General features: G+C 68.6%; 19 protein-coding genes and 1 tRNA gene. 5 read left to right on the forward strand and 15 right to left on the reverse strand.

From position 1 onward, the window contains the following. Positions 1 to 10 precede the first annotated feature (10 nt). A complete protein-coding gene (locus RIF23_RS04975; protein WP_310911104.1) occupies positions 11 to 1,426 on the forward strand; it encodes a hypothetical protein in 1,416 nt (471 codons plus the stop codon). 211 nt (positions 1,427 to 1,637) lie between these two features. Here RIF23_RS04975 and RIF23_RS04980 read toward each other — a convergent pair whose 3' ends face one another. The 7 genes from RIF23_RS04980 to RIF23_RS05010 all read right to left on the reverse strand — a co-directional run bounded on the left by RIF23_RS04980 (position 1,638) and on the right by RIF23_RS05010 (position 5,898). Next, complete coding sequence (locus tag RIF23_RS04980; RefSeq protein WP_310911105.1) at positions 1,638 to 2,645, reverse strand: hypothetical protein; 1,008 nt, start codon at positions 2,643 to 2,645, stop codon at positions 1,638 to 1,640. A 537-nt stretch (positions 2,646 to 3,182) separates the two neighbouring features. After that, the gene (locus RIF23_RS04985; protein WP_310911106.1) at positions 3,183 to 3,605 is read right to left on the reverse strand and encodes a TIGR03668 family PPOX class F420-dependent oxidoreductase; all 423 of its coding nucleotides are present in this window, start codon (positions 3,603 to 3,605) and stop codon (positions 3,183 to 3,185) included. A 196-nt stretch (positions 3,606 to 3,801) separates the two neighbouring features. Then, positions 3,802 to 3,975 carry a 50S ribosomal protein L32 gene (gene rpmF / locus RIF23_RS04990; RefSeq protein WP_310911107.1) on the reverse strand — a complete coding sequence of 58 codons (174 nt, stop codon included), beginning with the start codon at positions 3,973 to 3,975 and terminating at the stop codon, positions 3,802 to 3,804. A gap of 65 nt (positions 3,976 to 4,040) precedes the next feature. Continuing rightward, on the reverse strand, positions 4,041 to 4,289 hold the full coding sequence (locus RIF23_RS04995; RefSeq protein ID WP_310911108.1) for a type B 50S ribosomal protein L31: 249 nt from the start codon (positions 4,287 to 4,289) through the stop codon (positions 4,041 to 4,043). Positions 4,290 to 4,327: 38 nt separating this feature from the next. Beyond that, entirely contained in the window at positions 4,328 to 4,492 is a 165-nt protein-coding gene (gene rpmG, locus RIF23_RS05000; RefSeq protein ID WP_310911109.1) for a 50S ribosomal protein L33, read from the reverse strand. A gap of 33 nt (positions 4,493 to 4,525) precedes the next feature. Continuing rightward, a complete protein-coding gene (rpsR, locus tag RIF23_RS05005) occupies positions 4,526 to 4,792 on the reverse strand; it encodes a 30S ribosomal protein S18 (protein WP_310911110.1) in 267 nt (88 codons plus the stop codon). Beyond that, entirely contained in the window at positions 4,789 to 5,898 is a 1,110-nt protein-coding gene (locus RIF23_RS05010) for a CobW family GTP-binding protein (RefSeq protein ID WP_407659395.1), read from the reverse strand. The genes rpsR and RIF23_RS05010 overlap by 4 nt, the downstream gene beginning before the upstream one ends. A 343-nt stretch (positions 5,899 to 6,241) precedes the next feature. On the opposite strand from RIF23_RS05010, the gene RIF23_RS05015 reads away from it, so the two are divergent. After that, on the forward strand, positions 6,242 to 7,642 hold the full coding sequence (locus RIF23_RS05015) for a mycothione reductase (protein WP_310911112.1): 1,401 nt from the start codon (positions 6,242 to 6,244) through the stop codon (positions 7,640 to 7,642). A 145-nt stretch (positions 7,643 to 7,787) separates the two neighbouring features. Beyond that, positions 7,788 to 8,150, forward strand: a complete 363-nt coding sequence (locus RIF23_RS05020; RefSeq protein WP_310911113.1) for a hypothetical protein — start codon at positions 7,788 to 7,790, stop codon at positions 8,148 to 8,150. A gap of 42 nt (positions 8,151 to 8,192) precedes the next feature. On the opposite strand, the gene RIF23_RS05025 is transcribed toward RIF23_RS05020, so the two are convergent. Next, on the reverse strand, positions 8,193 to 8,942 hold the full coding sequence (locus RIF23_RS05025; RefSeq protein ID WP_310911114.1) for a methylated-DNA--[protein]-cysteine S-methyltransferase: 750 nt from the start codon (positions 8,940 to 8,942) through the stop codon (positions 8,193 to 8,195). Next, complete coding sequence (locus RIF23_RS05030) at positions 8,939 to 9,505, reverse strand: RNA polymerase sigma factor (protein ID WP_310911115.1); 567 nt, start codon at positions 9,503 to 9,505, stop codon at positions 8,939 to 8,941. Before RIF23_RS05030 ends, RIF23_RS05025 begins: the two co-directional genes overlap by 4 nt. Before the next feature lie 173 nt (positions 9,506 to 9,678). Between RIF23_RS05030 and RIF23_RS05035 the strand changes: the two genes are divergently transcribed. Further along, positions 9,679 to 9,766, forward strand: a tRNA-Ser gene (locus RIF23_RS05035). Between the two features lie 679 nt (positions 9,767 to 10,445). Here RIF23_RS05035 and RIF23_RS05040 read toward each other — a convergent pair. Then, positions 10,446 to 11,042 carry a rhodanese-like domain-containing protein gene (locus RIF23_RS05040; protein ID WP_310911116.1) on the reverse strand — a complete coding sequence of 199 codons (597 nt, stop codon included), beginning with the start codon at positions 11,040 to 11,042 and terminating at the stop codon, positions 10,446 to 10,448. A gap of 511 nt (positions 11,043 to 11,553) precedes the next feature. Here RIF23_RS05040 and RIF23_RS05045 point away from each other — a divergent pair. Next, positions 11,554 to 12,387, forward strand: coding sequence for an ACT domain-containing protein (locus RIF23_RS05045; RefSeq protein WP_310911117.1), 834 nt, complete (start codon positions 11,554 to 11,556; stop codon positions 12,385 to 12,387). Here RIF23_RS05045 and RIF23_RS05050 read toward each other — a convergent pair. The 5 genes from RIF23_RS05050 to RIF23_RS05070 form a co-directional block, all read right to left on the reverse strand. Next, positions 12,373 to 13,536 (reverse strand): hypothetical protein, encoded by a 1,164-nt coding sequence (locus RIF23_RS05050; protein ID WP_310911118.1) that lies wholly within the window; start codon positions 13,534 to 13,536, stop codon positions 12,373 to 12,375. The two genes, RIF23_RS05045 and RIF23_RS05050, sit on opposite strands and share 15 nt — an antisense overlap. Before the next feature lie 540 nt (positions 13,537 to 14,076). Beyond that, the gene (locus tag RIF23_RS05055; protein ID WP_310911119.1) at positions 14,077 to 14,505 is read right to left on the reverse strand and encodes a PPOX class F420-dependent oxidoreductase; all 429 of its coding nucleotides are present in this window, start codon (positions 14,503 to 14,505) and stop codon (positions 14,077 to 14,079) included. Between the two features lie 563 nt (positions 14,506 to 15,068). Further along, positions 15,069 to 15,887: a DUF2786 domain-containing protein gene (locus tag RIF23_RS05060; RefSeq protein ID WP_310911120.1), complete on the reverse strand. Its 819-nt coding sequence runs from the start codon at positions 15,885 to 15,887 to the stop codon at positions 15,069 to 15,071. 141 nt (positions 15,888 to 16,028) lie between these two features. Beyond that, positions 16,029 to 16,481 (reverse strand): hypothetical protein, encoded by a 453-nt coding sequence (locus RIF23_RS05065; protein WP_310911121.1) that lies wholly within the window; start codon positions 16,479 to 16,481, stop codon positions 16,029 to 16,031. A 141-nt stretch (positions 16,482 to 16,622) separates the two neighbouring features. After that, positions 16,623 to 17,579, reverse strand: a complete 957-nt coding sequence (locus tag RIF23_RS05070; RefSeq protein WP_310911122.1) for an NUDIX hydrolase — start codon at positions 17,577 to 17,579, stop codon at positions 16,623 to 16,625. Between the last annotated feature and the right edge of the window lie 45 nt (positions 17,580 to 17,624).

Here is a 17,624-nt window from a genome sequence, read left to right on the forward strand (position 1 = left end):
AGAGTCTGCGATGACGGTACGTCTTGGCATGGCGATCGGAGCCGCGACGGCCGCGGTGGTGCTCGCCGCGCTCCTCGTCGGCTGGTGGGCCCTGGTGGGCGTGGCCGGCCTCCTCCTCGGCGGCGGCCTGGTCTGGGCCTCCCGCTCGACCAGCCCACCACCACAGCCGGAACCACCACCGGCGCCTGCCCCACCTCCGGTGGCTGTCGAACCGGAGGCGCGGGAACGCCGGAAACACATCGTGCGGCACCCCGTCCCCAGTGCCCGCAGTGACTACCATTTTCTGTTCTCGGCGGTGGTGTGTTGGTACGGGGAGGCCCGGGACGACACGTCGGCCGGAGCGGCTGCGGTGACCGCGGTCCAGGAACAGGTGCGCACGTTTCTTGGGAACGAGCAGCCCGAGGAGTACGAGACGGTACAGTCCCGGCTCGCTGCCGCGCTCGACGACATCCGCTGTGCCCATCCCGACATCCGCGGGCTCCGGGTTGTGGACGTGCGGGTGGAGCTGCCCACGGCCGATGAGCAGAGGCTGGAACAGCTCAGCGAGGTACGCAAACGCAAGGCAGCCCGTGAGGAGGAGCGGGAGCTGGAACGTCTGGAACGCGCGTATCTCGGGGATGACGCCCTGGCCGATCCGGGGCGGGCCGTGGTCTGGTGGCTGGCCCGAAACCCGGACCGGGTCGACGAGGCGGTTGGCAACATCAGCACCCTCACGCGCCTGTCCTCCGCAGCCACGGGCCACGAAATCCCGGACGTGTACCGGGACCTGATGCGCGAGACCGGCGACCGCGACTCCCGACCCCCCGATCCCGCACTCTCCGGGCTGTCCTGGCTGGCTCCGGACCCGCACCTCGAGCACACGAGTTCCGGCGACAGCGAAGCGCTTCGCCCGGGGTGGGGCTCCGCGGACACGGATTCCGACACAGTCGACGCCCCACGCCCGGCCCCTCGCGGAGACACCGACACGGGCGAGGCACCCGAGGGCGGCTCGGTCCCGCAGCTGTGGCGCGACTGGGAACGGGTGCTGGAACACGAGTGCACGGATCGGGACGACGAGAGCCGGGAGCGCTTTCTGGATGAGGAAGTGCAGCGTATCCACGGTCGGGGACATGTCGCCCTGGCCGCGTGGCTGCGGCGACGCTTCGACATCCCCGACATCCTGGAGGACCATCGCGAACCGGACGATGCCCCGACTTCCGGCGAATGGGACCACGAAGCGCAGACGCCGAATCCCAGTGACCTAGCCGTGCAGCCACCGGGGGGCGTAGGCGACGCGGCCTACGTTGGCTTCGCCGACGCGATGCCGGAACCCACACAGGCACACCGTGCGCAGACGGCCCCCACGTCCGATCCGCTGCCGCAGACCTCGGTGGAGCCACCGTCGCGGCGGGAAAGCCACCCCCACTCCGCACCCCCGGAGCCGTGAGCGAGATGTGGGCTGCTCGGGCCGTTGTCGCAGGCAAGCCGGAGCCATCGGAGTCCACGGGCCACCGCCGAGGTCTGTGAGCAGGCCCCGGAGGTGGGAGACGCGCGGATGGCGGTGCGGCCCCGCCCTGGTGTCCGGAACGCGGGAATGGACACACCCGTGGGGACATCCCCAGGGCAGGGGTCCGCAGCGCGCAGTGCTGGCGGGGACCCTACGCCTTCTTCTTCGTGGACCGCTGGAACCTCGAGCGGATCTTCTTGACGCAGCGCTCCCGGAGTTCCTGCGTCAACTCTCGCGTGGAAACGTAGGCGAGGCGCCGCTTCTGGAGTGGCACTGACTCGGGGTGTTGGTCCCCACTGGCCGCGATGGCACCGAACACGGCGTGTGCCGCTGCCCGCGAATCGACCTTCGGCACGGGGTCGGGTGTACCCACCCGGCCCTCTGGGAACTCCTCCAGCACCGTCAGATCCCCGACAACGCGAACTCCGAGAGAGGCGATGGTCTCCGCGGACTCCGCCCCCAGTTTGGCTGCCCGCTGCACAGCCCATTCAGGGGTGGGAATCACTGCTTCGTCCCGGGGCGGTTGGTAGGCAGTCTTCATGGTGCGTACCGCACCTCGACGGACGTATGGACCATAGAGTCGCTTTCGCCAACCGCTCCCCTTGAACTGTATGTTGAAGTTCCGCAGCAGTTCGGTTTCTCCGTAGGACAACGAACGGTTTCCCTGACTCTCGTCTGGAACCAGGAAATTCTCCGGAAGGTCGAGAAGGTTCTCGAAGCTACGCAGAAGCATTTCGCGATCGGAGTCGTCGATCGCGATGACGGTCGTGTTCTCGGGGCCGACCACGCGAGCCCAGCGTTCGACGAGTTCTGCCTGGTGGTGCCGCCGCCAGAAGGTCGGGCTCGGCCAGGTGTAGGGCGGCTTATTGAAGAGTCCGTCCAGCCATTCTTCGTAGCCGACCCGAAGGCCGCTCTGCACGTACTGTTGCCACTGGGCTGGGAGAACCTTGGACAGGGGCCGCAGGGTCACGACAATATGGACCTGGTCTCCTCCCATATCCTTCACGATGCGCCGAACCTTGCCGGCTTTGGCTTCGGAGAAGAACTCGCTACTGATGAGGACCCGCTCGTCGGTGACCCCCTCAACCTGGCGCACGAGGCGTTTCCACAGGTTCTTGTCCTTGTGGACCTCACCGAACATGGGGGGACGTCCGGTCACCTGCTGAACCGCCTTGGCGGGCTGCCTTCCATTCCCGACGTACCGCCCAGTACCCATATATCGGAGATTGTGTTCCGGAAGCCGGTCCAGCGCGAGCTTGAATGCTCCCTGGATTGCGGTTGTCCCGGTCTTGAATGGACCGATATGCAGGAATCTCGTATTACTCGGAAGTCCACCTATTTCTGATCCCAATTTCTCCCTCCGGGGACTGGGGGCGGAGTGGAACAACACCTGGAATCCACCTTCTTCCCCACGCCCCAGCGCAGGACCGGAGGGGTTCGGTAGATTCTTACGAGACCGAGGATACCAGCACCAAAACGACGGAGACACTGGCAATACTGACTGATATCACCACGACCCGGACACTTTTGCAGCATGAAGACACAACCATGAATCCACACGAAAAATACGTTCGCGTATCGTTTCAATATACGTTCTGAAACGTACTTCTCGAGCGAACCGTCGTTCCCGATCCCACCTGCGGTTACGGTGAGGCGCCGCACGACGGCCCGGGTGTGCGGCTGTGACGCCTCGGTACTACCGCGCGGACCAGCCGGACCAGCGGTGCACCGTCACCAGAATCATCGGACCCACGGGGGGCTGCTGCCGGTACTGGGCGTAGCGGGCGATCAACCAGTCCAACGCGTCGTGCCAGGCGGTACCGTCCAGCTCGACCCGCGCAGTACCGTCGGCGCGCGCCCACCACAGCTGGTCCCAGTCTTCGGTGTAGTCGTCAACGAGCAGGGACACCCGGGGGTTTTCGGCGATGTTCGACAGGCGTTTGAGGTTGTGTGTGCGCTTGGGCTTGTGGTCGATACCGATCGCGATGGTGTCCGTGTCCTCGTGCACGGCAAAGGTCACCGGGACCACATGGGGCTGCGCATTGGCGTCGGTCGTCGCCAGCCGCGCCACCCGACTGTCGGCAAACCGGTCCCGAACCTGCTGCGCACTCCACCACATGCCCCCACGATCCCACATCGTCAGCGGGGGCGGGACGGCGCGGAGGCCCGGGAGGCGCCGAGCGTCCAAACCGGGTATACCCGCCCGGCAGATTCTCTGGGGTCTGGCTGTGTGTCCCTGACAATCCGACCCCAGGCTCTCCGGGCTCGGTTCCAGCCGAGGGAGGTCACTGGCCGAGCCCGGAGGCGCGGGCGTCTCAGTCCCGCGGCGGGGTGAGCAGCCCACGCCGGTAGGCCGGGACCAGACGGGGCGGGACCCGTACGGTGCGGCCGTTCAGTTCCAGCGGGACGAGTTGCGGGCGCTGCGCGGCATTCGCGGAGCGCCGTTTTCTGGTGTTCGCGCGGGACATGCGGCGCTTGGGGACGGCCATGCCGGGCCTCCTCGATGTGGTATCGGCAGTGGGTGCCGCTGGTGGGGGTTTCTGGAGCTCTGGGGCTACGCGGGACGTCCGTACCGGCGGTTGAACCGCTCGACCCGCCCGGCGGTGTCCACGACACGGCTCTGGCCGGTGTAGAAGGGGTGGCTCGCCGACGAGATCTCCACGTCGACCACCGGGTAGGTATTGCCGTCTTCCCAGTCAACGGTGTGTTCGCTGGTGGCGGTGGAACGGGTCAGAAAGGAGTAGCCGGCGTTGCGGTCCCGGAACACGACCGGGCCGTAGGGCGGGTGAATGTTCCTACGCATGGATGTTCCCTTCCCTGGTGCTGCGGTGCGGGCGCTGCTCAGCGTTCCTCCCGGAACTCGACGTGCCTGCGGATTCGGGGGTCGTACTTGCGCAGGACCAGCCGATCCGGTGTGTTGCGGCGGTTCTTGCGGGTGACGTAGGTGTATCCGGTTCCAGCCGTGGATCTGAGTTTGACGGTGGTTCGGGTCTCGTTTCGTTTCATGTGTGGCTTTCACTCTGGTGGTGGTGCGACGGGTCAGGACGTTTTGCTGGTCGTGGCCGGGGTGGACGGGTAGGGCAGCAGCGCCATTTCCCGAGCGTTCTTGATGGCCCGGGCTACGAGGCGCTGTTGTCGGGCGGTGATACGGGTGACCCGGCGGCTGCGGATCTTTCCGCGGTCGGAGATGAACTTCCGCAGCAGCGCGGTGTCCTTGTAGTCGACGTAGTCCGCGTCGCCCAGTGGGTTGGCGAAGCTTCGGCGGGACGCCCGCCCACCAATACGTCCGGTGTACTTCTTCGTCATGGTTGCCTTTCCGGAGGTACGTCGGCGAAGGGGTCGCTGGGGAAACTCGTTCCGACTTCCTCGTCGGTGAGTAGGCAGGAGTCGAGGCGTGCCACCAGCTCCTCGGCATCCAGGTCCACGCCGGTGAAGGCGAGATGCTGCCGGCGGTCGCCCACCTCGGGGCACCATTCCAGGGAGACGGAGGCGCGCCGCATCTCGGGAACCATCTCCCATGCGGCCTCGGGGAGGGAGGCCAGCCACGGGCCACCGCTGTGCACGGAAATGAGGTCACTGTGGGAGTCCCACACGAGCAGTGTGTCCGGCTGGCTGGCGATCCAGAACCGGCCGCGTCCCCGTAGGGAGCGGGCGACGATGTCCTCAAGGGCGTTGTGCAGCCGCTCGGGGTGTAGGGGCCGGGTACGGGTCCAGGTGACGGTGCGGACTCGGCCGGTGTGACCGGGGGTGTACTGCGCCCAGGCGGGGTTCGTGCGTTGGGTGGCGGCCGCGGGATCGAAGCCGTGTGTGGCGACCTCGGCGAGCTGGGGGCCTGGGGCCAGGATCGCGGCGGCCGGATTCAGCTGTTCCAGAAGGGGCCCGGAGACCACCGGGTCCGGGAGGCCGGTGGCGACTACCACGTTCGGGTACTCGATCTGGCGAGCCAGCACCTCGGCGACGGCACGGTCGTCGTTGTGGGCGATGTCGAGACCGCGCTCGTCGAGCTGCTCGTGGGTGGTGAGGTCGTTCGACACGTACTCGGCGTCCACGGCGGTGAGCACGGTTCCCAGTTCCAGGTTCTCCTCCAGGCTGATGGCCTCGGCGACGGTGTGTGGTTCCACCGAGTCCCAGGTCTCCACGACGCACAGCTCGTGTTCGCTCTCGGTGGCCAGTCGTCGCAGCAGTGGGATCAGATCCTCACGCAGGGTGCAGGAGGCGCAGGCGTGGGCGAGGTCGACCGGAACGCGGTCGCGGATGCCCCACCGGTCGCGGGTGACGCGGTAGACAAGCCCGTCGTCGATCTCCGCGAAGTCGTGGTGGACGCCCACGGACCGCGGAACGGCTGTGAGCAGAGCGTCCACTGTGCCCTGCCGTGCCGTCCGATGCAGTCCGGAAACCACCGCCACCCGCAGCGCGCTGCCGCGTTTCACGGGTTCATCCCTCCTCAGATTGATAACGATAACCATTATCATACGTCAGTGGTGACGGCGAAATGACCAGCCCCGAGGTCGGCCACGACACCAGCAACGACCAGAGCTGACAGAACAGGCAGAGCAAGCAGAACAGGCACTACACTCCACTCCGGGACCAGCCCATCGGTGGTTCCTGACCCGCATGGGTTGGGGATAACCCCCCAGACGCCGGAGCCGCCGCAACTCCACCCCGGCCAGCACGCGCACCGAGGTACGAGCGTGGGTCAGGGCCAATGCCGCGCCGATCCCCCCGTTCACTGGAGGGAACCGGCAGGATGGAGCCATGCGGCACTTCGACCTGCTCATCATCGGCTCGGGCTCGGGCAACGCCATCCTGGACGACCGGTTCGCGGACTGGGACGTCGCGATCGTGGAGAAGGGGGTCGGTTCCACCGGAGCGTTTGGCGGCACCTGCCTCAACGTCGGCTGTATTCCGTCCAAGATGTACGTGCACACCGCCGACGTGGCGTCCAGCCCGGAGGAGGGGACGAAGCTCGGGGTTCAGCTGACCTTGCAGGGGGCGTCCTGGCCACAGATCCGGGATCGGATCTTCGACCGGATCGACCCCATCTCCGGTGGGGGCTGGTACTACCGCGCACACGAGAACGAGAACGTCACCCTGTACGACGGCACCGCCCACTTCACCGGGATACGAGAGATCCAGGTGCGCAGCGGAACCGACACCGAGACCGTCACCGCGGACCGCGTGGTGGTCGCCGCCGGCAGCCGCCCCACGGCCCCCGACATTCCCGGGCTGGCCGAGGTCGGCTACCACACCAGCGACTCGGTGCTACGCCTGGACGAGCTTCCCGAACGGATGACCGTGTTGGGCACCGGCTTCATCGCCGCAGAGCTGGCGCACGTGTTCTCCGCACTCGGGGTCACCGTCACCGTGATCGGACGTTCCGGGGCACTGCTGCGCTCCCAGGACACCGATATCTCCCGACGGTTCACCGAGCTCGCCGAGCAGCGCTGGGACGTGCGGCTGCACCGACAGACCCGCCTGGCAGAGCGGGACTCCGACGGCACCACTGTGCGGCTACACCTGGACGGCCCCGGCGGGCCCGAGACCGTGGAGACCGACCTGCTCCTGGTGGCCACCGGGCGCCGCCCCAACTCCGATCTTGTGCACGCCCACGCGGGCGGGCTCCACCTCACCGAGGACGGTCGTATCCAGGTGGACGCGACCCAGGCCACGCATGTGCCCGGTGTCTGGGCACTGGGAGACGTGAGCTCGCCGTACCAGCTCAAGCACGTCGCGAACCGGGAGGCTCACACCGTGCAGCACAATGTGCTGCACCCCGACGCTCCGATCAGTACCGATCACAGCGTTGTCCCGCACGCCGTCTTCTCGCATCCCCAGATCGCCTCAGTGGGGCTCACCGAGCAGGAAGCCACACGCCGGGCCGTTCCATTCGTCACCGCCACGCAGGACTACGCCGACATCGCCTACGGCTGGGCATTGGAGGACACCAGCGGATTCGCCAAGATCCTGGCCGACCCACACACGCGTCACCTGCTGGGAGCACACATCATCGGCCCCCAGGCGCCCACGCTGATTCAACCACTGATCCAGGCCATGCAATTCGGTCTCGACGCCGACACGATGGCGCGGGGACAGTACTGGATCCATCCAGCCATGCCGGAGCTCGTGGAGAACGCCCTGTTGAACCTCCCCCGGTGACACCGGTGACCGGCCGGCCCCGTGTCCGCACCGGCCGGACATGGCGTGAATGCGGACCGGCACGAACCCGCGCCTGCCCCGGCCACGAGTGCAGCCGGCTAGGCTGGACGTACCAGCTACCCGTACCGCACCGAGGAGCACGGCGATGCCCCGCCAGCTGACCTGCCCGGACTGCGCGGAGGAGGACAATCTCTCCGGGGAGCGCACTGAGGACGGGATCCACATCACCTGCGAGGCATGTGGGGCGCGGTGGCCCCGGGACACGCCGCACACCTGCGCGACCTGCGGTGGCGACGACATCCACATGCGGGGCCAGGCGGTGACCCAGTACTCGCGCGGCACCCAGCTGTCCATCGTGGGCATGCGACATATCCCGCTGTGTGCCAGCTGCGACGCCGAAATGCTGGCCCGCGCCAACCAACAGAAACCCGTGCCCGGGCAGTATCGTTCCGCCGCGGCGGGCCGTGCGGACGGCGAGGGCTCCAGCACTTCGATCCTGCCCACCTGAGGCCACCCGCGATCGCGGCCACCGCTGCCTCGAGGACGCCGGTCATCCCTGGCCCCCGATAGCCGGCCGGCAGTGCCCGCAGGGCTGGTAGCCGGCGGCCCGCGCCTCCGGGAGTGTGCGGAATTCCCGACGGCCGGCCGTGGGAGTCTGCCGTGCGGCGGGGCAGGTGGGGTGACACACCACCGTGGTATCGGCGTTGGCCAGGTAGTGCACCCCCCTCCGGGCGAGAGCGTGCAGGTACTCAAGATCCACACCCTCCGCGGCGAGGAGATGCTGTTTGGCGTGCGCACCGAAGATGTACTGTCCGGTGGTCCCGTCCGCGCGGGTCACGCGATGGCAGGGGATCAGCAGCGGCACCGGGTTCGTGGCCAGGGCACTCCCCACAGCACGGACCGCCCGTGGCCGTCCCAGCTGGTGGGCGATCCAGGCGTAGGGGCGCAGCTGGCCGCGTGGGATCTCCCGGGTGGTGCGCAGGACCGCTGCCTGGAACGCGGTGAGCCCGCGTAGGTCGATCTCCAGTCCGGATGTGGCGCCGCTGCGTAGCGCCGGAGCAAGTCCCGCCGGGGGACGTGCTCCCGGCAGCAGTGGCCGGCGGAAGCGCTCCCGGAAATCGTCGGCTGCGGACGCGCCGGCGGGTCGCAGATAGGCGATCCCGTGATCGGTGTAGGCCACGAACACGTCTCCGAGTGGACCGTCCACGGTGACCCAGCGGGCGGCGACCCGGTCGAGCAACTGCGGCGGGGCATCGGTTGTGAGCTCGGCGAGGCCCTCCAGGAGTGGATCGTTACTCATTGCGCGTCTCCTTCGGTCAGTTCACGCAGCCGGCGAAGCCCCCGCGAAACGTGCGACTTCACGGTTCCCTCGGGCGCGTTCAGGATCTCGGCGACCTCACGTGTGGACAGGTCGAGTACGTGGCGCAGCACCACCGCCTCCCGTTGGGCGACCGGCAGGTGGTTCAGCAGCCGCGCCAGCTCGGTGGTGGTTTCGCGCTGCTCCACGGTTCCGGGCACGTCCTGACGCGGATCGGCTTCGTCCACCCCGTCGTCGGGGAGCCGGTCCGGGGGTGGCCGATGTGCCTGGCTGCGGGCGCGGTTGCGCCACAGGTTCATCAGGATCGTCATCAGCCACGCGCGGCTCATCAGTTCGGCCCGCCGCTCGGCTGTGTAGCCTGCGGCTGCCCGGTAGGCCCGCAGGAAGGTGTCAGCGGTCAGGTCCTCGGCGTCGGGCCAGCGTCCACACAGCCGCAGCGCCGCCGAAAACACCAGCGCACGGTGTGTGTCATAGAGACCAACGAACCAGTCCTCGACGGTGTCGGTGTTGGCACGGTTCCCGCCGGCTTCTGCGATAGCACTCACACCCCTACCAACCCGGTTTGCTCCTGCCAGGTTGCACCCTGTTCGCGTACCCGTCGGCCTACGGCCCGTTATACGCGAGGTGGCCTCGGATCCGGTGCGGAACTACTGCTCCGGGCAAGGCGATTCGTCGGTTAGCATCGAAGCCGATGGCGGTGCCACGGCACCGTCGACAGGGAGGGTTCGCATAGCGGCCGAGTGCAGCGGTCTTGAAAACCGCAAAGTCCATAGCGGGCTTCGTGGGTTCGAATCCCACACCCTCCGCCCACAACCAGCATCGACGCAGCTCAGGCCCGGTGCCACCTCCGAGTGGCACCGGGCCTGAGCCATGCGGTCACGTCCGGCCGGAGCCGGTCAACACCGGGAGGAGACTAGCCGTCTCCCCCGGTGTTCCCCCAGGGTTCCCACGGCTGTGGCCGCTCGGAACCGGGTCTAGGGACCTGTTTCTTGGAGTTGGAAGCGAGGTTGGACCTGGCCCGACGACGTTCACCCCGTCCCCGGTCCCACTGGCCGTTGTGCAAGGGAGGACGCTCTCCCCCGCGAGGGAACGGGATGCGCCCCAGGATCACCCCGGCCCCCACCATTCCGTTGGCCGTCGTGCGGGGGAGCGCCCCCAGGGCGCGACGCCGCCGGCGGCCAACGGGCCTGGGCGCGCGGCCGGCGTCAAGGGCACCCCCGCGATGGGACGCACTCCCCCACACCACGGCCAACGATCGGGGAGGCCGTCCGCCCTGGCAGTGCCCCAGGGTGGGGGACAGTGGTCCACTGCACCACAGCCAACGGGTGGGTGCGAGTGGTGCCCTCGGACCTCGCCTGGGCGGATCGGCGCGCATCAGCGCAGCCAGCAGCCCCCATACGGCACCGGAGCGTGCGTGGCCTGTGACCACGCCCACCGGGGCTGCCCGACCAGCACCCCGCCCCGCAGACCTCCCAAACAACACACCTAGGACGTCTCGCCGCGCAGCCGCTGGAGTGAGGTTTCCACGTCCTCGCTGGTCGCGGGCCGATTGTAGGGGAGTTTGGACAGCAGAATCGCCATCCCACACGTGTTGGTGAGCGCGGCGAAGGTCAGTCCAGCTCCGATGAACGCTGCCACGTACTTCGCGGGTTCCCAGGCAATCGACGCCAGTACCGAAACGAGCACGATCAGGCCGGCCACGAGGCGTACCTGCCGCTCCAGACTCCAGCGCTGCTCACCGTGCACCACGGGACCGCCGGCCGCGGTCCAGGCCCCCATTCCGCCGTTGAGTACCGTGGCCGTGCTCAGCCCGGCGTCGGCGAGCCTGGTTCGGCACTGTTCGGCCCGTGCCCCGGACTGGCAGACCAGAACGAGGCGTCCGCCGGCCTCGCTGACGATCCGGTCCAGGTTCGCGGTGAGCTGGTCCATCGGTAGGTTGATCGCACCCGGAATGTGCGCGGTCTGGTACTCACCGGGGGTGCGGACGTCCACGAACAGGTGTGTGCGGTCACGGTCCGGCTCCGTGTCCAACAGCGCCTGGGCCGTTGCCGCATCGACGGCGTTTTCCTGATTCTCACGCATGGCTGCTCCTGGGCATCGGCTGGGGGTTGTGGTCCGACACGGGCGACGTGCCGGGACCCGAAGAACCGCGTGGCGTCATCCGGGACACGGACGGTTTCCGCGGGCGCCGGCGATGTCGTCGCGTTGGCGCGTGGTTGCGCCCTGGTTCGGGGGCGGCACCGGGCGCCCCGGCACGTGGACCACCCGGGGTCGTGCGCCCCACGTTCCCGCACGCGCGGCGCAGCCACGGAGTTCCGGAACGTATCGACGGTGCCCGGCGCTTCGGTCTCCGCTGGTCTCCACCCTGGTCATTGTGCATAGTGACAACTCCGCATGCCGCGTGTGCATTCCCCAGATCTGGGGACGTGGTGGATCCGGCTCGGGGCTCTGGGACATGTCGCCGCCGGCCCTGCCGCCGCACACCGCTCGGCCCCCCACCCCGACCCCACCATGACCCAAATCACAGCCATGTGTTACGAGCGGGACACACAGCGCAACGACGCGGCAATGCCGGCGGGGCATGCTGGCGGGCATGGGTGATAAGCAGCGGGACCACCACGGCGCGGAACACCAGGCCGGGCTGCGCCGGGAACTGTTGGAGCTGGCAGCGATCTTCTGTGCCGGGGGTGCGGCGCATTTCGTGGTACTGAGCCTGGGGCACCGGGAGTACGGAGGCGTGGCGCTGGTCGCGATCGGGGCCGCGCTGCTCGGGGGACTCCTGGGATACCGGTGGTGGCGGGATCGGCGGGCCGGGACGCAGCGCGATCCACAGTCCGGGGATGCGCTGTGGCGCATCCGTGTGGGCGTCGCTGACGTCCCGGGGGGATTGGCCGCGCTCACGGCACGCCTGACCCGTATCGGGGTGGACATCCGGGTGGTGCATGTTCACCAGGGGTACCGGGAGGCGGTGGACGAGTTCGTTGTGACCTGCCCTCCGGGAATCTGCGCACCGGACCTGCGCACCGCCGTGGCGCAGGCCGGAGGGCGCGATCCGGTGGTGGAACCCGCGGATGCCCACCATCTGAGCGACACCACAACCCGCGCCCTGGGGCTGGCCAGTGCCCTGCTGAGCACCCGCACCTCCCTGGAGGACGCGCTGACCAGTATGTCCGGGGCACGGCGGGCCGTATGGCAGCCGGAACCGCCCACGTACCTCCAGCGGGACGAGATGGCCGGTACCAGCATGTGTCTGAGTGCGCCGGACGGGGGCGTGCTGGTCCTGGAACGCGAGGGGCTTCCGTTCACCCCGGCGGAGTACGCCCGCTGCACAGCGCTGGTGCGTCTGGCGACAGCGAGCGGAGCGCGGACACCGGAGCAGCAGCCGCGCACACCGGCGCTTGGCTGGCGGGATTCACCCGTGGAGTAGCTCTGCGATCTCGCGCAGGCCGTCCTCACCCCCGTATCCCGCCTGGCGTGCGCTGTCCGCGTCGTAGTACACGAGCACGATCGTGTCGTCGACGCGGAAGTAGGCGGTGGTGAACTCGGGCAGGTAGGCCGACTGCGTCCCCGGGCCGTCCCAGGTCACGATGTTCTCTCCGTGGAGCTCATCCGCTTCGAACTCCCACAGTGTGGTGTTGGCCTCGGCTGCGTCGCCGAACCGCAGCACCTGGTAGACGAATTCTCCACCGCCGGTATCGCGGTCGGCGGATGGGCCATAGTGGCAGGACACGCCGTGCGGAATGCGCGACTCGTCGTCGGTCGCGACGGGTGGCTCGGGAGGGCCGGCCTCCCGGCTCTCCGATGCGGGCAGGTACTCGGCCAGGGAGAGCTCCACCTCGTCCCCCACTTGGTGGCCGGAGACCAGGTCCGTGATCGCTCCGTCGCCGAGGCGGTCACACGTGGCGATATCGTCGGTGACGGTGAGTGTGTGCTCGGCCACCGTGTCCAGGAGGTCAGCGGCAACCTGGTCCGTCCACTCCTCCATCTCCGCGGGGGTCATCCCCTCTGGGCCCTGGTACCACAGGTCGAACCACACGTTGCGCTCGTGGAACAGGACGTGGCTGTACCCGTCACCAGAATTCGCCGCAGGGCTGCCGTCGGACTCCTCCCCCTCGGACCAGTCGGCCCGAATCTGGATACCGCCGTCGCCGAGCCCGATCTCGGTCAGGGTTGTCGCCACACCGTACTCGGTGTCCTCGCGGGCCCTCTCCGTAAAGAAGTCGTACCAGTCCGCGCGGAAGTCCTCCAGCCGCTCGCCGTCCTCCACCAGTTCATCCGGGTCGATCCGGGTCAGTTCAACCCCGAACCCGACTGCGCCACGATCGCCGATGGACTCCCGGTATGTGCATTCCAGGGTTTCCAGCGCCGGAAACTCGCGGATACCGGCCTCGTGGTGTTGCCAGTACTCGGGCGGCCCCGGCTGCCAGCGCGTGTCCCACTCCCCCGAGTCATCCAGGACGGGTGGTTCGGTCACCGCCCCTCCGAAATCCAGATCGTCACATCCGGGAAGTGCGGCGTAGTGGGGGCCGCCGTCAGCCGCACTCACCAACCACACCACGCTGGTGACTATCGCCACCAGTAGCGCACCTGCGGCCGCGATGAGGCTGATGAGGAGCCCGCGGCGTCGCGCGGGCGGGGCAGGAACGGAGGGCGGCATCGATTGAGGAGGGGGAGCATGCATACGGTGTCGGTACCCCGATGGTCTGTTACGAACCGAACGGCCGTCCCGATCCTAACGATGCCGCCGATCCCCTCCTGATGCGGTCCCGAGTGCCGGCGGCTATCCCACGCCTGCGAGGCACACGGTGCGCAGCAGGCCCAGGCCAGTGTGGTGCCGCCCGTCTCGGTCATTCCCGGGGCGAACCTCCGGGGCACCCGTCGACCCGCCGTCGGGGTGAATGGGCGGAGCGGCCGCACCGGCACCACCACCCAGCCGGAGAGGAGCGCGGCCGCGCGGCTCGCGGTCAGATCCCCATCCCCGGAGGAGCCTCCGGCGGTTCACTCGCTGGCTGTGTCACACCGCCACGCCGCCACGCCGTGCCCGCCGGGTCGCGGATGCTCCGCGCCGGCGCCCGACCGGGCCGGGGTCCGTGGGTGCCCGTCCGTGGACGTCGCGTCAGTCGGGCCAGCCCTCCGCGCATTCCGCGGGAGCCTGTTCCGTGTGCGGACGCAGTTCGAAGTACACGGTGCGCCGGCGGAGAAGTCGGCTGGACAGCGGAGGCCCGAGCCGCTGCTGCACCGGAAACTTGACCGTGAGTAGCCGGGCGGCGCGTTCGGCCTCGGTTCCCCGCAGGCGCGTGGCCTCCACCCGGATGGGTGCTCCCGTTCGGGTGCCGTCCGCCGAACACGGGGTGAGGTCCGCCAGCGGGTGGCCGTCCAGACGCGCGGCCGCACCCGCGTCCTCAGCAACGGCGAGGAGGACACGGTCATTGTCGAGCGCGATCCGGGTCAGGTCGTCCACCGAAGTGACACCGTCCGGATGGTAGGTGGTCAGCATGGCCAGCTTGTGCTGGCGAAGTGGCTGGAAGAGCGTGGCCACGGACATCCGCATCCCTTTCGACCTGTACTTGGGTCCCTCCCCAGTCTTACCGAAGATGTGTCCCATGTCACGTACATCTGTGGCGTTCCTCGCCAGAGTGCGGCAGATCCACCCATATGTAGCTCGAAGCCCGGCCCAGATCCCGGCAAACCCCTGCCGACGCCGCGCCCCCGCACGTTCACCGCACGCTGATCGCGCTACCCCGGTGTGGCCGGCACTCCACCCGGCCCCCCTTTTTGCCCTGGCGACTGCGGAATGCTGCCCCGTAGAACTCGGACTCGGCCGAACACGACGGTTTCCCGCCGCAGAATCCGACTTTTCCACAGGCAGAAGGACGTGGATACGTGTATCGGCCGGAAATCCACAGGGTTATCCACAGATCGGTTCAGCAGGTCAGCCAATAGCCAATCGTGGGATCAATCCCCATAAATCAGACAGAACACGCATCCGTGGTCCGAACATGCGCGACCGTCAGCCACACGAGAGCACACCGCATGCATGTCCGGTCACCGGTCACCGGACACCGACCCAACCAACCCCCCGCACGCGGGCGGCAGCCGGCCGACAGTTCACTCGGGTAGCGCGTTTCCGCCACCCGAACCCACCGAGGTCCCGATCCCCAGTTCGACACTGCGCCCACGCAGGTACCCGGCACGCGCCCCGGCCCGATGGTGAGTCCGCTCCGGTTTGGTCGGGTTGAGCTGCCCGAACCGCTCCTGGAACTCCTCCTGCACCCGATGCACGTCCTCACGCAACACCAGCTCGGCCCCGCGCGAGGACGTCTCGGCCTGCTCCTCGCCACCGGCGTCCGTACGCTCTTCCGGGTCTCCGGCACCGTCGGCCCCCTCGCGCAGACGCGCGCGGAACTCCTTGATCCGTTGCGCCACGGCAAACCCGTAGGCGCGGAGAAAGGACCGGTAGTAGCGGCTGCGTTCGGTCGCGAGCTGCGAACGGTCAGTATTACGCAGGGCCCGAATACTGGCGATGTGCTCACGCGCGCAGAACCGCGCCGAGGACTCCATCCGCATGCTGATGGAGGGGAGAAGGACACGCAGTGCGTCCAGTGCGGTGTTGGTCCCCACGATGATGAGCGTCCGCTCGGTGCTCGCCGAGGTATTGCCGCGCACGGCCGCCTGGCAGCCATAGGCGGCAGCAACGGCACCGAGCGCCTTCACCCGCGCTTTCCCGTGCCCGCCCACACCGGACACCGGAAAGTCCATCCGCGAGATCGCCTCCGGTTCCTCCCCCCGCTCGGCGCGGGCCTCCGCCTCGGCAATGGCGTGCCGAGTCATGAGTTCCGCAGCCTTCGCGGTGAAGGCCTGACTCTCCTCGTCGGTTACCGATGGGTCCTCGGCCATCCGCAGTAGGCCGCGGACCCGATCAACCATCTTTTGCCGCGTTGCGTTGTTGGGCGTGTCAGTCGACATGGAGCGTGTGGCCCCCCGTGTCCGGCTCCGGCCGCGGGCATGCGGCACCGCCCCCCGAGTCTAGTTCGGCTGCGCCGGGGACACCGACGCCACCCCGTCCACTCAAGTCGACTTGTTTCCGGCAACCACGGCGATGATGCCGAGCAGGAGCCACAAGACCGCACCCACTCCGACGCCGTACGCGAGGGCTCCGAACAACCCGCTGATCAGCGCCCCACCGAGTGCCGCCGAGATGTATGTCACGAGGGCCACCCCGGCGCCCCCAAGCCCGGCGGGCACCGCGGCGACCTGCCACGGATGGTTCCCGGCGTAGCGTCGGGCGCGTCGATCCCCCTTGCCACTGAGGAACATCCACGCACCGCCGGCCAGGGCAAAAAAGAAGATGCCGGTCATCGTTCCCTGGGAGATCGCTCCCAGCACGCCGTCGGACAGGCTCGTCAACAGGCTGATCGCGCCTGTCACCCCGCCCGAGAGCAGGGCTACCCCCCACGGCCAGTTCATCGTCGCCGAGGCCACGGCCGGGGACATCCCTGAGTTCCCGCGCTCCAGCGTCATATCTGCTCCTCACCTCGTGAGCGGATCCCCACGTCCGGGTGGGCCATGTGCTTGGCCTCCTCCCAGCGTGCCGCACGGCAGCCCGAATTGCATCGGGTCTGTGCCCTGACATACCCCTGAGGCCCGATCCCCACCACCCGGTCAACGTGCCGGATGCCGCGGAAGTGCCCACTCCAGCCAAGCACTGGAACACACATGCGCTCCCGCGTCGGCGCAGCGCTGCCGCGCCTGCGGATCGTCGGTGACGACCACCACGGTTGTGGCGTCCGCCACTCGGGCCGCCTCGACCACGGCCGCGGCCCCGGCCCCAAAGCCGTCCGTGGGAGTGCCACCAGGGGTCGATACGACCTCGACCTCCGGGACCTGTGGCGGGGGTGGCTGCTGCTCCCCCGACACGACCAGGCGCACCCGGGGAAACCAACGTCGCAGCTCCCACCGTCCCACCTCGTACGGCAGGGCCTCGGCAGCCAGCCCCGTACTCGCCAGCGTCGTCAGGTGCCGGTGCAGCGTGGCCGGGCCGCCAGCGTGGCCGGCCCCATTCCCTGTCGAACCGTTGGCGCTGGCCGTGGGCGCCACCGCGTCCACCACCAGCACCATCCGGGCGGGCAGCAGACCGCGAAGCTGCGGCCACACCCCGGCGAACCCGGGATGCAGCGTGCGGTCGGTAACCGTGTCGAGCGTGACCCACTCCACCGCGGAGCTCTCCCCATTTCCCGGGTGCATCGGTGGGCACCCGGGCAACCGCGCCAGCACCGTGTCGTAGCTCCATCGCCCGTGGTCCTGGCGATGAATCCCGACCGGAGACAGCCAACGGCCCAGTTCGTCCGGCCCCCAGTCGGCACCGGCCTGTTCCGCCCGGACCTCCTCGGTGAACTCCCGCACCGCCGCGTACATGGAGCTCTCCGAGCTGTCCCGCGCGCCTCCGGGCACGCCCCAGGTCCCACCCTGGTGACTCCACCACACGCGCCGCTGCAACAGGACGCGGTCCCGCCCGGCCGCATCCGTCCCATACAGGAGCAGCCCCGCCGCACCGTAGCGACCCCACCTGCGGGTTCCGTCATCGAGAACGACCCATCCGTCGCCGTCCCCGCGTGCCACGTCAACCACCTCCGTCCGTACCCACACTGACCGAGACCGGCCACC

The sequence above is a fragment of the Lipingzhangella rawalii genome, from assembly GCF_031628175.1.
GTDB classification, from domain to species: Bacteria; Actinomycetota; Actinomycetes; order Streptosporangiales; family Streptosporangiaceae; genus Lipingzhangella_A; species Lipingzhangella_A rawalii.

Bases quoted from the DNA above. Each gene is read 5' to 3' on its own strand.
- RIF23_RS04985 (WP_310911106.1), bottom strand. From the start codon at position 3,605: ATGTGGTGGAGTGCGCAGCAGGTTCGGGACCGGTTTGCCGACAGTCGG.
- RIF23_RS05025 (WP_310911114.1), bottom strand. From the start codon at position 8,942: ATGAGTAACGATCCACTCCTGGAGGGCCTCGCCGAGCTCACAACCGAT.
- rpmF (WP_310911107.1), bottom strand. From the start codon at position 3,975: ATGGCCGTCCCCAAGCGCCGCATGTCCCGCGCGAACACCAGAAAACGG.
- RIF23_RS05045 (WP_310911117.1), top strand. From the start codon at position 11,554: ATGGGTGATAAGCAGCGGGACCACCACGGCGCGGAACACCAGGCCGGG.
- RIF23_RS05020 (WP_310911113.1), top strand. From the start codon at position 7,788: ATGCCCCGCCAGCTGACCTGCCCGGACTGCGCGGAGGAGGACAATCTC.
- rpsR (WP_310911110.1), bottom strand. From the start codon at position 4,792: ATGACGAAGAAGTACACCGGACGTATTGGTGGGCGGGCGTCCCGCCGA.
- RIF23_RS04995 (WP_310911108.1), bottom strand. From the start codon at position 4,289: ATGCGTAGGAACATTCACCCGCCCTACGGCCCGGTCGTGTTCCGGGAC.
- RIF23_RS05015 (WP_310911112.1), top strand. From the start codon at position 6,242: ATGCGGCACTTCGACCTGCTCATCATCGGCTCGGGCTCGGGCAACGCC.
- RIF23_RS05065 (WP_310911121.1), bottom strand. From the start codon at position 16,481: ATGACGCTGGAGCGCGGGAACTCAGGGATGTCCCCGGCCGTGGCCTCG.
- RIF23_RS05055 (WP_310911119.1), bottom strand. From the start codon at position 14,505: ATGTCCGTGGCCACGCTCTTCCAGCCACTTCGCCAGCACAAGCTGGCC.
- RIF23_RS05040 (WP_310911116.1), bottom strand. From the start codon at position 11,042: ATGCGTGAGAATCAGGAAAACGCCGTCGATGCGGCAACGGCCCAGGCG.
- RIF23_RS05060 (WP_310911120.1), bottom strand. From the start codon at position 15,887: ATGGTTGATCGGGTCCGCGGCCTACTGCGGATGGCCGAGGACCCATCG.
- RIF23_RS04975 (WP_310911104.1), top strand. From the start codon at position 11: ATGACGGTACGTCTTGGCATGGCGATCGGAGCCGCGACGGCCGCGGTG.
- rpmG (WP_310911109.1), bottom strand. From the start codon at position 4,492: ATGAAACGAAACGAGACCCGAACCACCGTCAAACTCAGATCCACGGCT.